Raw genomic sequence first — 18,975 nt, 5'->3', positions numbered from 1 at the left:
ACGTCAGACAGAGATCACAGGGAGGAACAACATGAAGAACATCGATATCAACGACCCGATCCAGCGCAGTGGCGCGGTCTATTTCGTCGTCGGTCGGGGCACAGAGGGCGGCAACAGCTCCTACAGGCTGAGCGTGGCTGGCGTCACCCCGAGCCAGTGGGGCGACATCACAAAGGTCGCCGACAACAGCGGCTACTCCATCGGCAGCATCCAGGTCGATCTCGGGCAGCGTGGTACCTGGCCACTGGGTTCGATAGAAAGCCGCCCGCTAAAGACTGGCGAAACCACGTACGTCGATGCGGTGATCGCAGAAGCGGCCGCTTACGCCAGAGCCCACAAGCACCCGTTTCCGGACAACGCGGCGAGGCTTTCCACGCTGCGCCAGGATCTGCTCAGCCATGGCAACGGCGAGGGAAAAAACCCGTCGATCCGTTTCATCTCCGCCGAACACCTGAACACCATCAACGCCTGGGCCAGCTCGCCGGAAGGCCAGCAGTGGATTCACAGGCACATCGACTTTCCACAGGTCCAGGCCATTGCCGACGACGCCAAGGACGCCCTGGATCGTTATGGTTCCCGCATTCCCGATGACCGCAAACTGGAAGTGATGTGTGTGCTCGCGAAGGCGGAGAACCAGCGCCCCAGAACCTACAACAAGCTCGTCGAGGTGCTGCGGGATGGCGCCGACTACGAGCGCTTCATGCAGGCGGTGGACCAGCAGAAAGCGGCCGTGAGCTACTTTGCAGGGCCCAAAGCCGGCAAACTCGCCCGCCAGTACCAGGAGAACTTCCAGAAGCCCGGCCACGCGCTCGCGATGGAAGCCGCGCACCGCCAGGTGGCCAGCGACAGCTACCGCCCTTCCGAAGAACGCCAGATCCCCGAGATCCAGACGGCCCTGGCTGCCTACCGGCGAGATGTCAACGACCCGTCGGTGCTCGATCGCGGAGACAAGGGTGCGGACGTGCGGCTGCTGCAGCAGGCCCTGCAGCGCCACGGCAAGGCGCTCAAGGACGACAGCGACTTCGGTCCGGGCACCGAGCGCCTGCTCACCGAGTTCCAGCGCGAGCACCGGCTCGCCCCCACCGGTTTCGGCGACCGCTCCACGCTCCAGGCGCTGGGCATTGCCCCGGCGCTGGACGCCACCAGCGCGGCTACCCTGCAGCGCATGGTCGACAGTCTGAGGGCCGGCGGCCGGTTCACCGACGCTCAGATCCACCGCATCGCTGAGTCGTCACAGAACTACCTGCTGGAGCACCGCGCCGCGCTGGGCGAGGTCACCCACATCCAGCTTCGCAACGACGGCCAGAAGATCCTGTTCCAGAACGACTTCAAGCAGATGCGCGAGCTGGACACGCAGCAGGCGCTCGACGGCTACCGGCCCTCGCAGCCCCTGGTGGAGGCACCAGCCCCACCTGCCCCGACGGCCGAACGCACAGCCGAAGCCATTCGCCAGTGACCGGCGTCCCGGGCGGTTTCAGCACCCGGGTTTCCAGCGCTTGAGCAGCAACGCGTTGCTCACCACGCTGACCGAGCTGAGCGCCATCGCCGCGCCGGCCAGCACCGGGCTCAGGTAGCCCAGCGCCGCCAGCGGGATGCCGGCAGCGTTGTAGGCGAAGGCCCAGAACAGGTTCTGCCGGATCTTGCTCACCGTGCGCCGCGAGATGTCCAGCGCCGCCGGCACCATCGCCGGGTCGCCGCGCATCAGGGTGATGCCGGCCGCGTGCATGGCCACGTCGGAGCCGCCTTCGCGGCTGCCCATGGCGATGCCCACATCGGCGGCGGCCAAGGCCGGGGCGTCGTTCACCCCATCACCGATCATCGCGACGGTGTGCTGGCCCCCACGCCCCACCGCTGCGCGGGTCGCTGCCCCCCGAGGGGGAGCGAATTCAGCTTGGGGCGGCCCGGCGCTGAACTCATGGCCACCACGGCGCAACTGTTGCACCACCGCCGCCTTGTCCCCCGGCAGCACCTCAGCGATCACCGCGCCGCCGTCCACATCCATGCCCAGCCGCCGCGCCATGGCCTCGGCCGCACCGCGGTTGTCACCCGAGACCATGTAGACCCGCAGACCCTGGGCCTTCAGCGCCGCCAGCGCCCCAGCCGCACCAGGCTTGGGCTCGTCGCCAAAGGCCAGCAGGGCCAGCGGCGACCACGGCTGGTCGTCGCCCGAGCGGCTGGCCAGCAGCGAGACCGTGGCCCCGTCGGCCTGGTGCTTGTGCACCGCCAGCGCCAGCGGCCCCAGCGGCACACCCAGCTCGTCCATCCAGCGCAGGCTGCCCAGCGCCAGCGTCACACCCTTGATCTGCCCCAGCGTGCCACGACCGGTCACCGCCTGCACCTCCCGGGCCGCGTCGGCGGCCACGGTCATGCCGCGCGCAGTGGCCGCTTCCAGCACCGCATGCGCCAGTGGGTGCGCGCTCTGCGCCTGCAGCGCCGCCGCCGCACCCAGCACCGCCTCCTCGTCGGCGCCCGGCACCGCCTCGATCAGCAGCAAGCGCGGCTTTCCGACGGTCAGCGTGCCGGTCTTGTCGAAGGCCACGGTGTCGACCTTGTGCGCGATCTCCAGCGCCTGCGCGTCCTTGATCAGGATGCCGTGGCGCGCCGCCACGCCGGTGCCTGCCATGATGGCGGCCGGCGTCGCCAGGCCGAGTGCGCAGGGGCAGGCGATCACCAGCACCGCCACCGCGTGCAGCAGTGCGTCTTCCACCGGTGCGCCGGCCCAGAGCCAGCCCGCCAGCGTGACCAGCGCGACCACCAGCACCACCGGCACGAACACCGCCGCCACCTGGTCCACCATGCGCTGCACCGGTGCCTTGCCGGCCTGCGCGTCCTGCACCAGGGCGATGATGTGGGCCAGCACGCTCTGCGCACCGACCGCCTTCACCCGCAGCTCGACCGAGCCCTCACCGTTGAGCGAGCCGCCGGTGATGCGGTCGCCCGGGCGCTTGGGCACCGGCATCGCTTCGCCGGTCAGCATCGATTCGTCGGCCTGGGTCTCACCCAGCAGCAGCTCGCCATCGGCCGGGAAGCGCTCGCCAGGCAGCACGCGCACGATGTCGCCCGCCAGCAGTTCGTCCACCGGCACATCGCTCATCTCGGTGCGCTTGATGCCGTCGGGCACCAGGTGGGCTGTCTCGGGCCGCAGCGCGTGCAGCGCGCGGATGGCGTCGGTGGTCTGCCGCTTGGCCCGGGCCTCCAGCCACTTGCCCAGCAGCACCAGGGTGATCACCACCGCACCGCCTTCGTAGTAAAGGTGCACCATTTCACCGGGCTCGGCCTTGAACCACAGCCAGGTGGACAGCGCCCAGGCCGCCGTGGTCCCGATGGCCACCAGCAGCTCCATGTTGCCGGTCATCGCCTTGAGCGCGTGCCAGCCGGCCTTGTAGAAGCGCGCGCCGAGCCAGAACTGCACCGGCGTCGCCAGCAGGAACTGGATCCACGCCGGCAACATCCAGTGTTTGCCAAACAGGTCGCCCACCATGGGCAGGGCCAGCGGCGCCGACAGCAGCGCGCCGATCACCACCGGCCAGAGGTCCGCCGGCAGGCCCCAGAACCGCTCCTGTTCCACCTCGGGTGCGTCCATGGCCCGTGGCTCGTAGCCTGCGTCCCGCACCGCCCGCCGCATCAGCGCCGCGGCGTGGGTGGCGTCGCTGCCGCGGTAGACGATGCGCGCCGACTCCGTCGCCAGGTTCACCGTCGCCGTCTCCACGCCCGGGTGCTTGCGCAGGGCCTTCTCCACGCGCGAGACGCAGGAAGCGCAGGTCATGCCACCGATGCCCAGGTCGATCTGGCAGGTGTCGTCGTTCAATTCCATCGTGGCGGTGTTCATGGGGTGAGCATAAGGTTTACCCCCATGGGAAGGTCAAGCCACAAGGTGTATCCACCCAGGCCGCTTGACCTTGACACCGTGTCAAGGTGCATCATTGCGCGGTTTCAATCCACCGGAGACGTCCATGAGCCAACAGACCTTCACCGTACAGGGCATGACCTGCGGCCACTGCGAACGCGCCGTACAGACGGCCATCATGACCCTGGACCCGCAAGCCGAGGTCAAGATCGACCGCGCGCAGAACCTCGTCGAGGTGAACACCGCCCAGCCGCGCGAGGCGGTGGCGGCCGCGATCCGCGAAGAAGGCTATTCCGTAGCGGCATGAAATCCGATCTGGCCGGCACTCCGGTTTCGGACAGCGACGTCGTTCAGGACGCGGCCACTCGCTGGCCGGTCAGCATCGGCACCGCTGCGCAGCTCTCGGGCATCTCGCCCAAGATGCTGCGCCACTATGAGTCGCTGGGCCTGCTGGGCGACGTCGCACGCACGGAAAGCAACTACCGCCAGTACAGCCTGGCCGACGTGCACACGCTGCGCTTCATCCGCCGCGCGCGCGACATGGGCTTTGGTCTCGACGCCATCACCGAGCTGGTGAGCCTGTGGCACCACCGACGCCGCAGCAGCGCCAGCGTCAAGCGCATCGCCCAGAAGCACCACGACGACCTGGCCCAGCGCATCGAGGCGCTGCAGGCCATGCAGCGCAGCCTGCACACGCTGCTGTGCCATTGCCCCGGCGACGAGCGGCCCGACTGTCCGATCCTGGACGACCTGGCCCATCCTTGACGCAGATCAAGCCCACCCACAGCGGCTCGCTGAAACCGGAACATATCTTTACCGGACAGCATCACAAAGGCCGACAGCGGTTCACACGGGGGTTCGACACTGAACCCATGGCACTTCGGGGTCCCGCCCCGGTGTCCACCCCCTCAACCTCAAGGAGCCTCAGCATGAAACCCTTTGTCAAACGCAGCCTCATCGTCGCCGCCATCCTCGCCGGCATCGCTGGTGTCTCGGCCACCGCCATCGCCCAGGGCATGGGCCAGCACCAGGGCATGGACCCGCAGATGCACGCCCAGCACATGGGTCAACGCGGCCAGGGCCCGCAAGCCGGCGCCGACAGCAGAAAGTGGGAAGAGCGCCGCGCCCAGCGCATGGAGCAGATGACCAAGCGCCACGCAGAACACCAGGCACAACTCAAGTCGGCCCTGAAGATCACCGCCTCGCAGGAAGCCGCCTGGAACGCCTACGTCGCCGGCACCGCGCCCACCCCCCCGGCCAACGAGCCGGGCATGGCCCGCGAAGACTGGAACCAGCTGACCACGCCGCAGCGCCTGGACAAGATGCAGGCCCTGCGCGCCGAGCGCGACGCCGCGATGGCCAAACGCATCGAGGCGGTCAAGACCTTCTACGCCGCGCTCACCCCCGAGCAGCAGAAGGTGTTCGACACCCAGGCCCACGGCGGTATGCACCGCGCCGGCATGAAGGGTGAACACCGCATGGGCGGCAAAGGTGGCCACGGCGGTCACCGTGGCATGGGCGGCATGGACGGCGGCATGGGCTGCGACGGCCCAGGCGCCAAGACCAGCTGATGCCCCCGGCATGCATCGGCATGCCTTGAACCTTTCTTCTCAACGCAAAAAAGCCCCGGTTCGCCGGGGCTTTTTTGTTCCTTGCAACCTTGTCCAGCCACCGCTGCGCACCGCCTTCAATGGCTGTCGCAGCGGGCCCAGCCCATCAGTTCGCCTTGGGGTAGCGGCTGGGGTAGAGCTCGTTGAGCTTCTTGCCACTTTCGCCGTCGGCAATGATGTCGCCGGTGCGCTGGGCTTCGGCCAGCTCGGCCTTGACCTGCTCACGCGTCTTGGCCTGGGCCACGGTGTCCTTGGGGTAGCGGTTCGGGTACACCTCCCGCAGCGTGCGGCCCGACTCGTTGTCGGCGATCACGTTGCCGCTTTCCTGGGCCGCGCGCAGCTCGGCACGCACTTCCTCACGGGTCAGGCCCTGGGTCTTGGGCGCGGCGGCGTAGGCCGTGGGGTTGATCTCGCGGGCGGTGCGGCCGGACTCGTTGTCGGCGATCACGTTGCCCTCGCGCTGGGCGGCGGCCAGCTCGGCCTTGACCTCGGCGCGGGTCTTGGCCTGGGCAGTGGCGGCGGCCGGGTAGCGGTTGGGATACATCTCGCGCAGGGTCAGACCGGATTCGTTGTCGCCGATCACGTCGCCGGCCTGCTGGGCCTGGATCAGTTCGGCGCGGACCTGCTCACGGGTCAGGGGCGCATCGGCGTCGGCGGCGAAAGCCTGACCGGCCGAGAGGGCGGCCACGGCGAGGGCGATGCTGGAGAGGTAAGAGGCTTTCATGGTGCTTCCTTTCAAGAAGGTGTGAAACGGTGAAGTGATGGTGCCGGCCCGGGGGTCGGGCGTCTTTTCGCGGCGGTTTCGCTTCTTTGCGTTGTGTTTCGGAAGGGATTCTTTCGCGATGGGTGAACTTTAAAATTTCATCCGAAGAAGAAAAATCACCGGATCATCTCCAGTCTGTTTCTAAATCAGCAACAATCACCCGGTTGAAACCCCCCACCATCGACCCATGGACCGACTGACCTCAATGCGTGTGTTTCTTCGCGTGGCGGACGAAGGCGGCTTTGCCGCCGCCGCCCGGGCGCTGGACATGTCGCCCGCCGTGGTGACGCGTCTGGTAGCCGACCTGGAAGAACACCTGGGCACCCGGCTGCTGCAGCGCACCACGCGCCGGCAGTCGCTCACCGACGCCGGCGAGGCCTACCTGGAACGCGTGCGCCACATCCTGCAGGACCTGGACGACGCCCATTCGCTGGTGAGTTCGCACACCCAGCAGCTCTCGGGCACGCTGCGGGTGCTGGCGCCGCCGGTGCTGGCCACGCACGTGCTGGCACCGATCGTCGCCAGTTTCCACCAGCGCTACCCGCAGATCCAGCTGGACATCGAGGTGGCCAGCCACCGCGAGCCCCCGATCGAGGACTTCGACATCACGCTGATGGGCACAGACGAGGGCTATGACGCCAACATCATTGCCCGCAAGGTGAACACGACCGAGGCCTTCCTGGTTGCGTCTCCGGCGTACCTCGCACGCCGGGGCACGCCCGCCACGCCGCAGGACCTGCTGCAGCACGACTGCCTGCGCATCAAGCCCGACATGGGCACCCGCAGCCGGCAGTTGCGCCTGTTCCGCAGCGACCGGGACGACGAGGTGCTGCTGGACGTGCCCCCGGTGCTCTGGGCCAACCACACCGACACGCTGATGCGGGCCGCTCTGGACGGCGCCGGCATCACCGGCACCACGGTCGAGCTGGCCGCGCCGCACCTGGCCAGCGGCGCACTGGTGCGCGTGCTCGCGCCCTGGATCACCGGCCGCTTCACGCTCTACGCGGCCCTGCCCAGCCGCAAGTTCCTGCCGCAGCGCACCCAGGTGTTTCTGGACCACCTGACCGAACGGACGCGCGAGCGCGTGACGCAGGCCCTGGTCGGCTGCGGCGCCTGCTGAGTCGGCGTTTCTCCTGCCCCAGGTCAAAGGCCGGCCGTTGACCTGAGTCAATCCCCTGGCGGTGGCGCGCACGTAAGCTGCCGCGCCATGGAACACGACCTCCTCATCGTGGGCGCCGGGCCGGCCGGCCTGAGCCTGGCCCGGGCGCTGCGCGGCAGCGGCCTGCGCACCACCCTGATCGAACAGAACCCCCTCGAATCGCTGCAGCACCCCGTCTTCGACGGGCGCGAGATCGCCCTGACCCAGCACAGCGCCGAGTTGCTGCGCCAGCTGGGTCTGTGGCCGCGGCTGGGTGAAGCGAACATCGCGCCGCTGAAAGACGCGCTGGTGCTCGACGGCGGTGTGGGCAGGGCGCAATCGCGCATGCGCATCGGCCACGACCTGAGCCCCAAGTCCGAGCTGGGTTTTCTGGTTGCCAACCACCACATCCGCCGCGCCGCCTTCGAGGCCGCGATGGGCGAGGGCGATGCGCCGCCACCCGGTCTGCGCTGCGGCCAGCAGGTCACCGGCATCCAGACCGACGCACAGGCGGCCCGCCTGACCCTGGCTGGTGGCGAGACCCTGTCGGCCCGCCTGGTCGTGGCCGCCGACAGCCGCCACTCGTCGACTCGCCGAGCCATGGGCATCGCCGCCGACATGCACGACTATGGCCGCACCATGCTGGTCTGCAACATGACCCATGAGCGACCGCACCACGAAACCGCCTGGGAGTGGTTCGACCATGGCCAGACCCTGGCCCTGTTGCCCATGAACCCCGACCCGGCCAGCGGCCTGCCGCGCTCGTCGGTGGTGCTGACCCTGCCGCACCAGGCCATCCAGCCCCTGCTGGAGATGGACGAGGGCAGCTTCAACCGCGAGATGACCCGGCGCTTCGGCGGCCAACTCGGCGACATGCGCCTGGTGAGCACGCGCCATGCCTACCCGCTGGTGGGGGTGTGGGCGCGGCGCTTCGTGGCGCAGCGCTTCGCTGTCGTGGGCGACGCCGCCGTCGGCATGCACCCGGTCACCGCGCACGGCTTCAACCTCGGCCTGCGCAGCATCGACACCCTGTCGAAGGCGCTGATCCAGGCCCACCGCAGTGGCCAGGACATCGCCTCGCCGCAACTGCTGGAGCGCTACCAGATGGTCCACCAGCGCGCCGCACGCGGCCTCTACATGGCCACGCACGCAGTGGCCACGCTCTACACCCGCGAACACGTGCCCGCACGCTGGCTGCGGCGCGGCATGGTCGAACTCGGGGAGCGCTTCACGCCATTCAAACGGGCGGTCGCGGCTTCTCTCACCGGGCTGGGCTGACCCCCGGCGAACCACAGAGCCTTGTTGCGTTGCGTCAAGGCAGCTGTCAGGCTCCAGGTCTAGATTGATGGAAATCAATCGGCACGGGCGCGCAGTCGCCCGGCCATGTACCGCCCCGAGGAGACCCGAACCATGCTGCCCGCCTTCATCAGCCACGCCGACTGCGCCCGCCACGACATGGGCACGCACCACCCCGAGTGCCCCGAGCGCCTGGGCGCCATCAACGACCACCTGCTGGTCAAGGGACTGCTGGACTACATGGTGCCCTACGACGCGCCGCTGGCCACCGAGGAGCAGCTGGGCCGCGCCCACGCCTCGCTCTACGTCAGGGAAATTTTCGAGGCCTCGCCCAGAGAGGGCCTGCGCGCGGTCGACCCGGACACCAACATGTGCCCGCACACGCTGCAGGCCGCGCTGCGCGCCGCGGGCGCTGCGGTGCAGGCGACCGACCTGGTGCTGGCTGGTGAAGCCCCCACCGCCTTTTGCAACATCCGCCCGCCCGGCCACCACGCCGAGCGCTCGGCCGCGATGGGCTTCTGCTTCTTCAACAACGTCGCTGTGGGCATCCGCCACGCGCTGGACGTACACGGCCTCGAACGCGTAGCGCTGATCGACTTCGACGTGCACCACGGCAACGGCAGCGAGGACATCTTCCGCGGCGACGAGCGCGTGCTGATGTGCTCGATCTTCGAAAAAGGCCTGTATCCCTTCAACGGCGAGCAGGCCGTGGGCCCAAACATGGTCAACGTCGGCCTGCCCAGCCGCTCGGGTAGCGACGCCTTCCGCGCCGCGGTGACCGAGCACTGGCTGCCCGCACTCGAGTCCTTCCAGCCGCAGCTGATCTACATCTCGGCCGGCTTCGACGCTCACCGCGAGGATGACATGGGCAACCTGGGCCTGGTCGAGTCGGACTACGCCTGGGTGACTCAGCAACTGATGAAAGTCGCCGAAAAGCACTGTCAAGGCCGCGTCATCTCCTGCCTCGAAGGTGGCTACGTGCTCAGCCCGCTGGCCCGCAGCGTCGCGGCACACGTGCGTGTGCTGATCGGCGCAGACTGAGATGAGGGCCCCCACGCTCCGCCGTTTCACGGGTCGCTGCCCCCCAAAGGGGGCGCGTTTTGCCTTGGGGCGGCCCGGCGGCAAAACCTGAACCTCTATGGACAAACACTACCTCACCCCCCTCTTCCAGCCCGACACCATTGCGGTCTTCGCCGGCAACCACGAGGACCCGGACAGCCAGATCGCCCACGCGCGCACGCTGTGCGCCGCGCTGACCGGCCAGCGCTTCTCGGGCACCCTCGTCTTCCTCGACATCCACACCAGCGGCACCCTGGCCGACCTGGCCCAGACGCGGGCCGACCTGGCCATCATCGCGCTGCCGCCGGCCGAGGCCCTGGCTGCGCTCGAAGTGGCCGGACGCATCAGGTGCAAGGCGGCACTGGTCGTGGGCAGCGGTGCCAACGCCGACATCGCCGCCGACTTGCACCAGGTCGCCCGGCGTCATGGCATGCACCTGCTAGGCCCCAACAGCCTGGGCTTCCAGCGCCCGCGCAGCGGCCTGAACGCCAGCGTCGCCGGCCCGCTGGCGGCCATCGGTCCGCTGGCCCTGGTGTCGCAGTCGGGCGCCCTGACCTCGTCCATCCTGGACTGGGCCGGCCAGAACAGGGTCGGCTTCTCGACCGTGGTGTCGCTGGGCCCCAAGACGGCGGTCGACATCGCCCAGGTGCTTGATTTCCTGGCATCCGACGCTCAAACGCACAGCATCGTCGTCTATCTGGAAGGCATCTCCAACGCCCGCCGCTTCATGAGTGCGCTGCGCGCCGCCGCCAATGCCAAGCCCGTGGTGGTGCTCAAGGCCGGCCGCAAGACCGCCGGCAACGAGGCCGCTCAGACCCACAGCGGGGCCATCGTCGGCAGCGACGACGTGTTCGACGCCGCACTGCGCCGCGCCGGGGCTGTGCGGGTGCGCTCTTTCGTCGAGCTGTTCTCTGCGGCCAAATGCCTGGCCTCACGCTACCGGCCGGTCGGCAAGCGCCTGGCGGTCGTCACCAACGGCGGCGGCCCGGGCGTGCTCGCCGCCGACTGGATCAGCGAGATCGCGCTGCAACTGGGCAAGCTGGCCCCGGAAACCATGGCCGCGCTCAAGCCCAAGCTGCCGCCGCTGGCTTCGCTCAACGACCTGATCGATGTCTCGGAAGAAGCGACCGCCGAGCATTACCGTGCCGCCATCGAGGCTGCCGGCCACGACCGCTCGGTCGACGGGGTGCTGGTGGTGCACTCGCCCAAGGCCGGCATCGACGCCGCCGCCATCGCCCAGGTGATGGCGGAAGCCAAGGTGCGCATGAACAAGCCGCTGCTGTGCTGCTGGATGGGCGACGCCTCGGTGACCGAGGCCCGCGAAGTGCTCGGCAAGGCCGCGATTCCGAGCTTCCGCACGCCGGAAGCCGCCGTCGGCGCGTTCGGCAACATCGCCAGCTTCTACCAGAACCAGCAGCTGCTGCAGCAGACACCACCGCCGCTGTCGACCCTGGCCCAGCCCGACATCGAAGGCGCTCGCCTGATCATCGAAAACGTGCTGACCGAGCGCCGCAAGGTGCTGACCGAGATGGAGTCCAAGGCCCTGCTGTCGGCCTTCCACATCCCGGTCACGCAGACCATACTGGCGCGTTCGGCCAACGAGGCCATGATGATCGCGACCCAGCTGGGCTACCCGGTGGCGCTCAAGATCGACTCGCCCGACATCAGCCACAAGAGCGACGTCAACGGCGTGGCGCTGAACGTGATGAACGCGACCGCGGTGCGCGATGTCTACAACACCATGATCCAGAGCGTGGCCAGGCTGCAGCCCGGCGCGAAGATCAACGGCGTGACGATCCAGAAGATGGCGCGCAGCAAGCGCGGGCGCGAGCTCTACATCGGCCTCAAGACCGACGACCCCTTCGGCCCGGTGATCGCTTTCGGCGCCGGCGGCACCATGATCGAACTGATTGGCGACCAGGCGATGGAGCTGCCGCCGCTCAACCAGTTCCTGGCGCGGCGCCTGATCGAGCGCTCACGCGTGGCCGACACCCTGGGCGAATGGCGCGGGGCGACGGCAATCGACATGGAAGAGCTTGAACACGTGCTGCTGCGCGTTTCCGAGATGGTCTGCGAGCTGCCCCAGCTGCGCGAGATGGACATCAACCCCATCATCGTGGACGAGGACGGCGCGGTGGCGGTGGACGCCCGCATCGTGATCGAGAGCGCGCCGGCCACGGCCCGCAACTACGCCCACCTGGCCATCCTGCCCTACCCGGCGCGCTACGAGCAGGTCTGGCCGCTGCGCGGCGGTGGCGAGTACACCATCCGCCCGATCCACCCGGACGACGCCCAGATGCTGCAGGACCTGGTGCAGAACCTATCGCCCGAGAGCCGTTACTACCGCTTCGTCTCCAGCATGACCGAGCTGCCGCCGTCCATGCTCTCGCGCCTGACCCTGATCGACTACGACCGCGAGATGGCCCTGGTGGCGATCCACCGCGAGCGCAAGGCCGGTGAGGACGGCGAGATCGTCGAGACCGAGCGTGTCGTGGGAGTGTCGCGCTACATCACCAACCCGGACAAATCCAGCTGCGAGTTCTCGCTGGTGGTGGCCGACGATTTCAACGGCAAGGGCCTGGGCTCGCGCCTGATGCTCAGCATCATGGAAGAGGCCCGGGACAAGGGGCTGGCCGAGATCGAGGGCCTGGTGCTGGCCAACAACCCCGGCATGCTCAAGCTGATGAAGGGGCTGGGCTTCCAGATCAAGCCGTTCGCGGAAGACCCGGACTTCAAGCTCGTCACCCATTCGCTGTAGGAAGCACCCCCTGCGCCGCTGAGCGGCTTCCCCCTCTCCTGCGGGAGGGGGACACGGCCTGTGGCCCGGCTGAGCCGGTTCCACGGCCGTTCTGGACAAGGTATCTGCACTTGAAGAAGCGCCCCGGAGCCCCCTCCGGCGGCGCTTTTTTTGTCCCTATCTTGTTTAACTATCTCAATATCTCTAAATCGTTGTAGTAGTAGAGGGCGGCCCCGGGTGTGGACAAGCCTGTTTTTTCCTTTGAAATCAAAAAGCTGGAAGCCTTCAAACACTGTTCGAAAAGTTCTGACGCTGTTCAGTCCGAAAAGGAACAACTTGGCGCAAAGGCCTTCTGTTGTGGATAACCATGGTGTTCTTAAAAAGTTATCAACAGAGTTGTTGAAAACTGTTCAGTGCTGCCCGCCCAGCCAGGCAAAACCGGCCGCCATGCCCAGACCGTGAAGCAGGGTGGCCGCCACCGTGGCGGCCAGGGCCGGGCGCAGATGAGCGGTCTGGTGCCGGTGGCGGAACAGCCAGCCCGAAGCGAACAGGGACAGCGGCAGCGAGACCAGGCCGCCCAGCGCGGGCACCGGCGGAATCAGCAGCCACACCGAGACCACCAGCCAGGCGTGGGCCCCCAGGGTGAGCGCGGTGTAGAGCGCCCAGGCACCAGTGGGCCCCAGCCGCACCGCCAGGGTGCGCTTGCCGACCCGGGCGTCGGCCGCGGCGTCCGGCACCCCATTGATCAGCAGCAAGGCCGCCACCATGGCCGCGAAGTTCAGGGCCACGCTGGCCGGGATCACGAAGAACTGGCGTCGCTGCACGTAGTCGGCACCCACCACGACCAGAAACCAGGCCAATGCCACGGTCAGCTCGCCCAGGCCGCGCGCCATCAGCTTCAGCGGCGGCGCCGAATAGGCCCAGACCAGCAACAGCCCGGCCAGCCCCAGCCCGATCACCCCGCCCCCGGCCTTCACCGCCAGCAGCAGGCCGCCGGGTACGAGCAGCAACAGCAGGGCGTTGGCCAGGTCGGCTGTCTCGCGCTCGCTGGTCTCGCCGTTCTGGATCAGGCGAGAGCCGCCGGTGAAGGGAAAAATGCCGCCGGTGTTGCCGGCGTCGGCGCCGCTGCGCGCGTCGTGCAGGTCGTTGAGCACATTGCCGGCGGCGTGCGCCATCACCGCCAGCACCGCGGTGCCGAAGGCCAGCGGCGGATCCAGCCCGCAGCCGCAGGCCGAGGCGGTGGCCGTGCCCAGCGCACAGGCCACGATGGTCAGCAGCAGGAAGGCCGGCCGGGTCATGCGCCACCAGAGCCCGGGGCGCCAGCCTGAGGAACCGTGGGGGGTATTCGGAGCGTCCATGGCGCGCAGTGTGCCCGACACATGTGGACACGGTGCGGATGCGGGCCGCCGGTGGTCGGCTGGTAAACTGCCCGCCGACCTGGCCGGACCCCTTCCGGCCCTCTGTTCCCTGCCGGATTCATGTCCACCGTCCTCAGCGCCAGCGCCCCGACCAGTTTCGAAATCAAGAGCGCCCAGCTGCCGCTGGTGGCCTTGCTGCTCAAGACCGCCGACCTCGGCCAGCTGGCCGAGGAAATGACCCAGCGCTACGGCGACATTCCCGACTTCTTCGACCACGATCCGCTGCTGGTCGACCTGTCGCCGCTGCAGACGGGCGAGCAGACCGACAGCCTGGTCGATTTCCCTGCGCTGGTCTCGCTGCTGCGCCGGTTCCGGCTGGAGCCGGTGGCGGTGCGCGGTGGCAACGATGCTCAGACCGCGGCCGCCGAACTGGCCGGCCTGATGCCGGCCCAGGACGCCACCGTGCAGCGCAGCGCTGCTGCGCGCACACCTGAGGTGCCCGTCCAGCAGGCGGCCCCTGCCGCACCGGCTCCGGCGATGGCCCCTGCTCCCACCGCGCCGCCCAGCGCCCTGGTCATCGACAAACCGCTGCGCTCGGGCCAACAGGTCTATGCGCGGGGCCGCGACCTGGTCGTGCTGGCCATGGTCAACCCCGGTGCCGAGGTCATCGCAGACGGCCACATCCACGTCTACGCGCCGCTGCGCGGCAAGGCCATCGCCGGTGCGCGCGGCAACGCCGAGGCCCGCATCTTCGCGATGTCCATGGACCCCGAGCTGATTTCCATCGCCGGCATCTACCGCACCAGCGACACCCCGCTGCCGGCAGACGTGCTGGGCAAACCCGGGCAGGTGCGCCTGATGTCCGGCCCCGAGGGCGACAAGCTCGTCATTGAATCCCTGAATCCCTGACCCTGAAGGAACCTGTCTCATGACCAAGATCGTTGTCGTCACTTCCGGCAAAGGCGGCGTGGGCAAAACCACGACCAGCGCCAGCTTCGCCTCGGGCCTCGCGCTGCGCGGCCACAAGACCGCTGTCATCGACTTCGACGTCGGCCTGCGCAACCTGGACCTGATCATGGGTTGCGAACGCCGCGTGGTCTACGACCTGATCAACGTCATCCATGGCGAGGCCAACCTCAACCAGGCACTGATCAAGGACAAGACCTGCGACAACCTGTTCGTGCTGGCCGCCAGCCAGACCCGCGACAAGGACGCACTGACGCAGGACGGCGTCGAAAAGGTGCTGAACGACCTAGCGGGCATGGGCTTCGACTACATCGTCTGCGATTCGCCCGCCGGCATCGAGACCGGAGCGCTGATGGCCATGCACTTCGCCGACGAGGCGCTGGTGGTGACCAACCCCGAAGTCTCCAGCGTGCGCGACTCCGACCGCATCCTGGGCATGCTGGGCAGCAAGACCAAACGCGCGATCGAAGGCAAGGAAGCCATCAAGGAACACCTGCTGATCACGCGTTACAACCCCAACCGCGTGGCCGACGGGCAGATGCTCTCGCTCGAAGACATCCAGGACATCCTGCGCATCAAGCTGATCGGCGTGATTCCCGAGAGCGAGAACGTGCTGACCGCGTCCAACCAGGGCACACCCGCGATCCACCTCAAGGGCACCGACGTGGCCGAGGCCTACAGCGACGTAATCGACCGCTTCCTGGGTGCGGACAAGCCACTGCGGTTTGTCGATGCCGAGAAGCCCGGCTTCTTCAAGCGCCTGTTCGGGAGCAAATGAGCATGTCGTTCCTGTCCTTCTTCCTGGGCGAGAAAAAGAAGACCGCCAGCGTCGCCAAGGAACGGTTGCAGATCATCCTGGCGCACGAACGCAGCGGCCGCAATGCCGCCGAGCCCGACTACCTGCCGGCCCTGCAGCGCGAGCTGGTGGCCGTGATCAGCAAGTACATCAAGATCAACCAGGAAGACATCAAGGTCCAGTTGGACCGCCAGGACAACCTGGATGTGCTGGAAGTCAAGATCGAGCTGCCGGACCGCAAGTGACCGCAGGCAGGTGACGCCTTGAGCCGCATCCAGGTCGACCTGCCCCGGCACTTCGTCTTCTCGACGCAGATCCAGATCTACATCAGCCACGTCAACCAGGGCGGGCACCTGGACAACGCCCAGCTGCTGACCCTGGTGTCCGAGGCACGGGTGCGCTTCTTCAAGTCTCTCGGCTACCGGGAGTCCGACGTGGCGGGCTGTCCCATCGTGGTGGGCGACCTGGTGGCGCAGTACAAGTCCGAGGGCTTCCACGGCGAGACCATGCGGGTGCGCATGCTGCCGCAGGACTTCAGCCGCTGCGGCTTCGACCTGGCCTACTGCATGGACTGCGTGGACACCGGCCGCGAGGTCGCGCGGGGCAAGATCGGCATCGTCTTCATCAACCCCGCCATGCGCAAGCCGGCCGACGTGCCAGCGGTTTTTCTGGCGCAGCTGCGCGCCCTTGCACCGCTGAGCTGACTATCATGGCTCCCATGGCGGTGAAGGCCGCTGACAGGAGCCCAGAATGCCGAGACTTCTCGCCAGCGCCCTGCTGCTGGCCGCGACCCTGCTGGCCGGTTGCGGCACCACCGTGGTCAACCCCGTCACCGGCCAGTCCGAGCGCACGGTCTTGGACGAGCGCACCGAGCTGGCCGAGGGCAAGAAGGCCCACGACGAGGTGCTCAAGGAATACGGCGTCTACAAGGACGAGCGCCTGCAGGCCTATGTGAACGAGGTCGGCCAGAAGCTGGCGAAGCAGTCGCACCGCGCCAACATCCCCTGGACCTTCACCGTGCTCGACAGCCCGGAGATCAACGCCTTTGCGCTGCCCGGCGGCTACGTCTACATCACGCGCGGCATCCTGGCCTACATGGAAAGCGAGGCCGACATGGCCGGTGTCATCGGCCACGAGATCGGCCACGTCACCGCCCGCCACGGCGCCCAGCGCGCGACGCGCCAGCAGACCGCGGGTCTGGGCGTGCTGGCCGCGACGGTGCTGGGTGCGGTGCTGGAGAGCAAGGTCGGTGTTTCGGGCGGCACCGAGATGTTCGGCCAGATGGCACAGGGCGTGGCCGCCGGGTACGTCGCGAAGTACAGCCGCGAGCAGGAGCTGCAGGCCGACAGCCTGGGCGCCGAGTACCTGGCGCGCAGCAACTACGACCCGCGCAACATGATCGACGTGATCCGGGTGCTCAAGCTGCAGGAAGCGTTTGCCATCGAAGAGGCTCGCGCCGAAGGCCGCCCCACGCCCGAGGGCGCCAACTGGCTGTCGTCCCACCCCAGCAACGACCAGCGCCTGCAGCAGATCAGCCAGAACGCTGCGAAGTACCAGGGCAGCTACGCCTCGGACGGCGCGCAGCGCTTTCTGCAGGTGGTCCGGGGCATGCGCTTCGGCGAGAGCCCCGAGCAGGGGCTGACGCGAGGCCAGAACTTCTACCATTCGGGGCTGGGCCTGGCGATGACCGCGCCGGCTGGCTGGCGCATCCAGAACGAGCCCGAGGCGCTGACCTTCGTCGCTCCGCAGGGCGACGCCGCGCTGCGCATGGTCGCCATGCCGCCGCGGGCCGGCAGCACGCACGACGAGATCATCCGCAACGCCTTGCAACCCAGCGAGGGCAAGGTGACGCGCGGCCAGATCAACGGTTTTGCCGCGACCCACTTCGTCGGTGCGCGCAAGGCACAGAACGGACAGGCCCAGGCCATCGAGGCCACCGTGGTCACCGGCCCGAAGAACAACAGCTACGTGATGCTCTACCTCGCGGCCGATGCCGCCGCGCGCAGCCGCGCCATGCCCGGCCTAACGGCGGCCGAAAAGTCGTTCCGCGCCATGACCGCGGCCGACCAGCAGGCCGCCCGCCCCTGGGTGGTGCAGACCGTGCCGCTGCCGCGCGGAGGCTTCGCCGAACTGGCCCGCCAGTCGCCCCTGACCGAAAAGCGCCTCCAGCTGCTTAACGGCACCTGGGGCCGCAGCGATCCGCCGGTGGGGCAGGTGGTCAAGACCGTGGCCGAACAGTGAGCCACCCTGGAGGCTGCGATGGCAACGCCCGACACGACCCCTGAACCCGACAACGGGCCGGACACCACGCCCGGCATCCCGCCTTCCCGGCCCGCGCCTTTGGCGCCGCCGACGCCGCACCGGGTGTCCGACACCGCGTTCCGGCCGCCCGAGCGAGACGGCATGAGCGGCCTGTCCATTGGGCTGCTGGCCGCGGTCGTGGTACTGGGGCTGTATGTGCTGGTGAACTGGCCCTGGTCGCGACCTCCGGTGGCCGCCGCGGAGCCTGCAGCGGCGCCTGCCCCCGCCGCTCCCTCAGTGGTCCCTGAATCCACGGTCACCGCTGCCGCTGGCCCGGCGCCCGCTGCCGAGCCACCGCCCACCGAGCCGTCATCGGCGGTGCACCGCTGCGAGAACGCCAGCGAGGTGACCTACACCGACGGCCCCTGCCCGGCCGGCATGCGCGGCAGCCTGGTCGACACCACGACCGCGCTGAGTGTCGAAGGCGCGGGTGGCGCCACACTGTTCCGCTGCCGCGGCGCGGGCCAGTTCTGGTCGGTGGTGCATTGCCAGCACCGCGGTGCCGAGATCGTCGCCATGCACACCGTGCCGGCGAACCTGTCGCTGGCTGAGCAAATCCTGTTCGCCCGCAACCGGGAAGCACTGGCAAGGCCCGCCAAGGTGGCTGCACCGCAAAGGGCGGGTGATGGTCCGGCCGCACCGCTGAACGCCGCTCAGCAGAAGGCCAACGAATGCCGGCGCCTGGACACTCTGGTGGCTGTGCTGGACGATTACGCGCGCCAGCCGCTGCCGCCGCGCGAACAGGACTCGGTGCGGCGCGACCGCAAGAAGGTGCGCGACGAACAGTTTCGTCTGCGCTGTGGCCGTTGAGTTGGCACCGCCTGGCATGTTTTTCCACATCGTGGTACATTAGCGGCTTCGCCTTGGGCGACAGACCCGGTTGCAGCGCCCCTGGCGCGGCCCACCACCCCGGCAGAGGGTCGGTCTGTCCAGCCCCTCCATCGCGAGCCAAGCCCTCACCGCACCCAACGCGGTCCCCCGGCGAGGCACTTTTTCCCCGCTGCCCTCCCCATGCCTCTGCCGAGGGCGGGTACCAGAGACCTCCAGCACCGCTGATGCGGTGCGGTGTTTCCGGTCGGAGCAGCAGGGCACCCCGGCACCCTG

Annotated in this window: 17 protein-coding genes; 14 read left to right on the top strand and 3 right to left on the bottom strand. The window is 68.3% G+C overall.

What is annotated here, in order from left to right:
• Window positions 1-31: 31 nt before the first annotated feature.
• On the top strand, window positions 32-1,456 hold the full coding sequence (locus tag ACFOPI_RS01755) for a peptidoglycan-binding protein (RefSeq protein ID WP_382170131.1): 1,425 nt from the start codon (window positions 32-34) through the stop codon (window positions 1,454-1,456).
• A gap of 18 nt (window positions 1,457-1,474) precedes the next feature.
• Here the strand turns inward: ACFOPI_RS01755 and ACFOPI_RS01750 are convergent, their stop codons facing one another.
• Window positions 1,475-3,829, bottom strand: a complete 2,355-nt coding sequence (locus ACFOPI_RS01750) for a heavy metal translocating P-type ATPase (protein WP_382170129.1) — start codon at window positions 3,827-3,829, stop codon at window positions 1,475-1,477.
• Between the two features lie 124 nt (window positions 3,830-3,953).
• Here ACFOPI_RS01750 and ACFOPI_RS01745 point away from each other — a divergent pair, with 124 nt between their 5' ends.
• The 3 genes from ACFOPI_RS01745 (at window position 3,954) to ACFOPI_RS01735 (ending at window position 5,418) form a co-directional block, all read left to right on the top strand.
• Window positions 3,954-4,154: a heavy-metal-associated domain-containing protein gene (locus tag ACFOPI_RS01745; protein WP_382170128.1), complete on the top strand. Its 201-nt coding sequence runs from the start codon at window positions 3,954-3,956 to the stop codon at window positions 4,152-4,154.
• Window positions 4,151-4,612 carry a Cu(I)-responsive transcriptional regulator gene (cueR, locus tag ACFOPI_RS01740; protein ID WP_382170126.1) on the top strand — a complete coding sequence of 154 codons (462 nt, stop codon included), beginning with the start codon at window positions 4,151-4,153 and terminating at the stop codon, window positions 4,610-4,612. The genes ACFOPI_RS01745 and cueR overlap by 4 nt, the downstream gene beginning before the upstream one ends.
• A 164-nt stretch (window positions 4,613-4,776) precedes the next feature.
• On the top strand, window positions 4,777-5,418 hold the full coding sequence (locus ACFOPI_RS01735) for a Spy/CpxP family protein refolding chaperone (protein WP_382170124.1): 642 nt from the start codon (window positions 4,777-4,779) through the stop codon (window positions 5,416-5,418).
• A gap of 145 nt (window positions 5,419-5,563) precedes the next feature.
• Here the strand turns inward: ACFOPI_RS01735 and ACFOPI_RS01730 are convergent, their stop codons facing one another.
• Window positions 5,564-6,181, bottom strand: a complete 618-nt coding sequence (locus ACFOPI_RS01730) for a DUF4148 domain-containing protein (RefSeq protein ID WP_382170122.1) — start codon at window positions 6,179-6,181, stop codon at window positions 5,564-5,566.
• Window positions 6,182-6,407: 226 nt separating this feature from the next.
• Between ACFOPI_RS01730 and ACFOPI_RS01725 the strand changes: the two genes are divergently transcribed.
• From ACFOPI_RS01725 to ACFOPI_RS01710, 4 genes are all read left to right on the top strand, one after another.
• Window positions 6,408-7,340 (top strand): LysR family transcriptional regulator, encoded by a 933-nt coding sequence (locus ACFOPI_RS01725; protein WP_382170120.1) that lies wholly within the window; start codon window positions 6,408-6,410, stop codon window positions 7,338-7,340.
• 87 nt (window positions 7,341-7,427) lie between these two features.
• Window positions 7,428-8,636 (top strand): 5-demethoxyubiquinol-8 5-hydroxylase UbiM, encoded by a 1,209-nt coding sequence (gene ubiM / locus ACFOPI_RS01720; protein ID WP_382170118.1) that lies wholly within the window; start codon window positions 7,428-7,430, stop codon window positions 8,634-8,636.
• A 132-nt stretch (window positions 8,637-8,768) separates the two neighbouring features.
• Window positions 8,769-9,695, top strand: a complete 927-nt coding sequence (locus ACFOPI_RS01715) for a histone deacetylase family protein (RefSeq protein ID WP_382170117.1) — start codon at window positions 8,769-8,771, stop codon at window positions 9,693-9,695.
• A 97-nt stretch (window positions 9,696-9,792) separates the two neighbouring features.
• Window positions 9,793-12,471: a bifunctional acetate--CoA ligase family protein/GNAT family N-acetyltransferase gene (locus ACFOPI_RS01710; protein WP_382170115.1), complete on the top strand. Its 2,679-nt coding sequence runs from the start codon at window positions 9,793-9,795 to the stop codon at window positions 12,469-12,471.
• Window positions 12,472-12,860: 389 nt separating this feature from the next.
• Here ACFOPI_RS01710 and ACFOPI_RS01705 read toward each other — a convergent pair whose 3' ends face one another.
• A complete protein-coding gene (locus ACFOPI_RS01705) occupies window positions 12,861-13,808 on the bottom strand; it encodes a prenyltransferase (RefSeq protein ID WP_382170113.1) in 948 nt (315 codons plus the stop codon).
• Between the two features lie 120 nt (window positions 13,809-13,928).
• Here ACFOPI_RS01705 and minC point away from each other — a divergent pair, with 120 nt between their 5' ends.
• The 6 genes from minC to ACFOPI_RS01675 are packed head-to-tail and all read left to right on the top strand — an operon-like array spanning window position 13,929 to window position 18,681.
• Window positions 13,929-14,717, top strand: a complete 789-nt coding sequence (gene minC, locus ACFOPI_RS01700) for a septum site-determining protein MinC (RefSeq protein WP_382170111.1) — start codon at window positions 13,929-13,931, stop codon at window positions 14,715-14,717.
• Window positions 14,718-14,736: 19 nt separating this feature from the next.
• Window positions 14,737-15,552, top strand: a complete 816-nt coding sequence (minD, locus tag ACFOPI_RS01695) for a septum site-determining protein MinD (RefSeq protein WP_382170109.1) — start codon at window positions 14,737-14,739, stop codon at window positions 15,550-15,552.
• A 2-nt stretch (window positions 15,553-15,554) separates the two neighbouring features.
• Complete coding sequence (gene minE / locus ACFOPI_RS01690; protein ID WP_066260762.1) at window positions 15,555-15,815, top strand: cell division topological specificity factor MinE; 261 nt, start codon at window positions 15,555-15,557, stop codon at window positions 15,813-15,815.
• An 18-nt stretch (window positions 15,816-15,833) separates the two neighbouring features.
• Window positions 15,834-16,274 (top strand): acyl-CoA thioesterase, encoded by a 441-nt coding sequence (locus tag ACFOPI_RS01685; protein WP_382170107.1) that lies wholly within the window; start codon window positions 15,834-15,836, stop codon window positions 16,272-16,274.
• 46 nt (window positions 16,275-16,320) lie between these two features.
• Window positions 16,321-17,811, top strand: coding sequence for a M48 family metalloprotease (locus ACFOPI_RS01680; protein ID WP_382170105.1), 1,491 nt, complete (start codon window positions 16,321-16,323; stop codon window positions 17,809-17,811).
• Between the two features lie 18 nt (window positions 17,812-17,829).
• Window positions 17,830-18,681 (top strand): hypothetical protein, encoded by an 852-nt coding sequence (locus ACFOPI_RS01675; protein ID WP_382170103.1) that lies wholly within the window; start codon window positions 17,830-17,832, stop codon window positions 18,679-18,681.
• The last annotated feature ends 294 nt before the right edge of the window (window positions 18,682-18,975 follow it).

The organism is Hydrogenophaga luteola (genome assembly GCF_042648585.1).
Lineage (GTDB): Bacteria > Pseudomonadota > Gammaproteobacteria > Burkholderiales > Burkholderiaceae_C > Hydrogenophaga > Hydrogenophaga luteola.
This window is presented reverse-complemented; position numbering and strand designations above follow the sequence as displayed.

What these genes read in the sequence shown, in the direction of transcription:
- ACFOPI_RS01675 (WP_382170103.1), top strand. Translation starts at nt 17,830, where the DNA reads ATGGCAACGCCCGACACGACCCCTGAACCCGACAACGGGCCGGACACC.
- minD (WP_382170109.1), top strand. Translation starts at nt 14,737, where the DNA reads ATGACCAAGATCGTTGTCGTCACTTCCGGCAAAGGCGGCGTGGGCAAA.
- ACFOPI_RS01735 (WP_382170124.1), top strand. Translation starts at nt 4,777, where the DNA reads ATGAAACCCTTTGTCAAACGCAGCCTCATCGTCGCCGCCATCCTCGCC.
- ACFOPI_RS01710 (WP_382170115.1), top strand. Translation starts at nt 9,793, where the DNA reads ATGGACAAACACTACCTCACCCCCCTCTTCCAGCCCGACACCATTGCG.
- ACFOPI_RS01750 (WP_382170129.1), bottom strand. Translation starts at nt 3,829, where the DNA reads ATGAACACCGCCACGATGGAATTGAACGACGACACCTGCCAGATCGAC.
- minE (WP_066260762.1), top strand. Translation starts at nt 15,555, where the DNA reads ATGTCGTTCCTGTCCTTCTTCCTGGGCGAGAAAAAGAAGACCGCCAGC.
- ACFOPI_RS01755 (WP_382170131.1), top strand. Translation starts at nt 32, where the DNA reads ATGAAGAACATCGATATCAACGACCCGATCCAGCGCAGTGGCGCGGTC.
- ACFOPI_RS01715 (WP_382170117.1), top strand. Translation starts at nt 8,769, where the DNA reads ATGCTGCCCGCCTTCATCAGCCACGCCGACTGCGCCCGCCACGACATG.
- ACFOPI_RS01725 (WP_382170120.1), top strand. Translation starts at nt 6,408, where the DNA reads ATGGACCGACTGACCTCAATGCGTGTGTTTCTTCGCGTGGCGGACGAA.
- ACFOPI_RS01730 (WP_382170122.1), bottom strand. Translation starts at nt 6,181, where the DNA reads ATGAAAGCCTCTTACCTCTCCAGCATCGCCCTCGCCGTGGCCGCCCTC.
- ubiM (WP_382170118.1), top strand. Translation starts at nt 7,428, where the DNA reads ATGGAACACGACCTCCTCATCGTGGGCGCCGGGCCGGCCGGCCTGAGC.
- ACFOPI_RS01705 (WP_382170113.1), bottom strand. Translation starts at nt 13,808, where the DNA reads ATGGACGCTCCGAATACCCCCCACGGTTCCTCAGGCTGGCGCCCCGGG.
- ACFOPI_RS01680 (WP_382170105.1), top strand. Translation starts at nt 16,321, where the DNA reads ATGCCGAGACTTCTCGCCAGCGCCCTGCTGCTGGCCGCGACCCTGCTG.
- ACFOPI_RS01745 (WP_382170128.1), top strand. Translation starts at nt 3,954, where the DNA reads ATGAGCCAACAGACCTTCACCGTACAGGGCATGACCTGCGGCCACTGC.
- cueR (WP_382170126.1), top strand. Translation starts at nt 4,151, where the DNA reads ATGAAATCCGATCTGGCCGGCACTCCGGTTTCGGACAGCGACGTCGTT.
- minC (WP_382170111.1), top strand. Translation starts at nt 13,929, where the DNA reads ATGTCCACCGTCCTCAGCGCCAGCGCCCCGACCAGTTTCGAAATCAAG.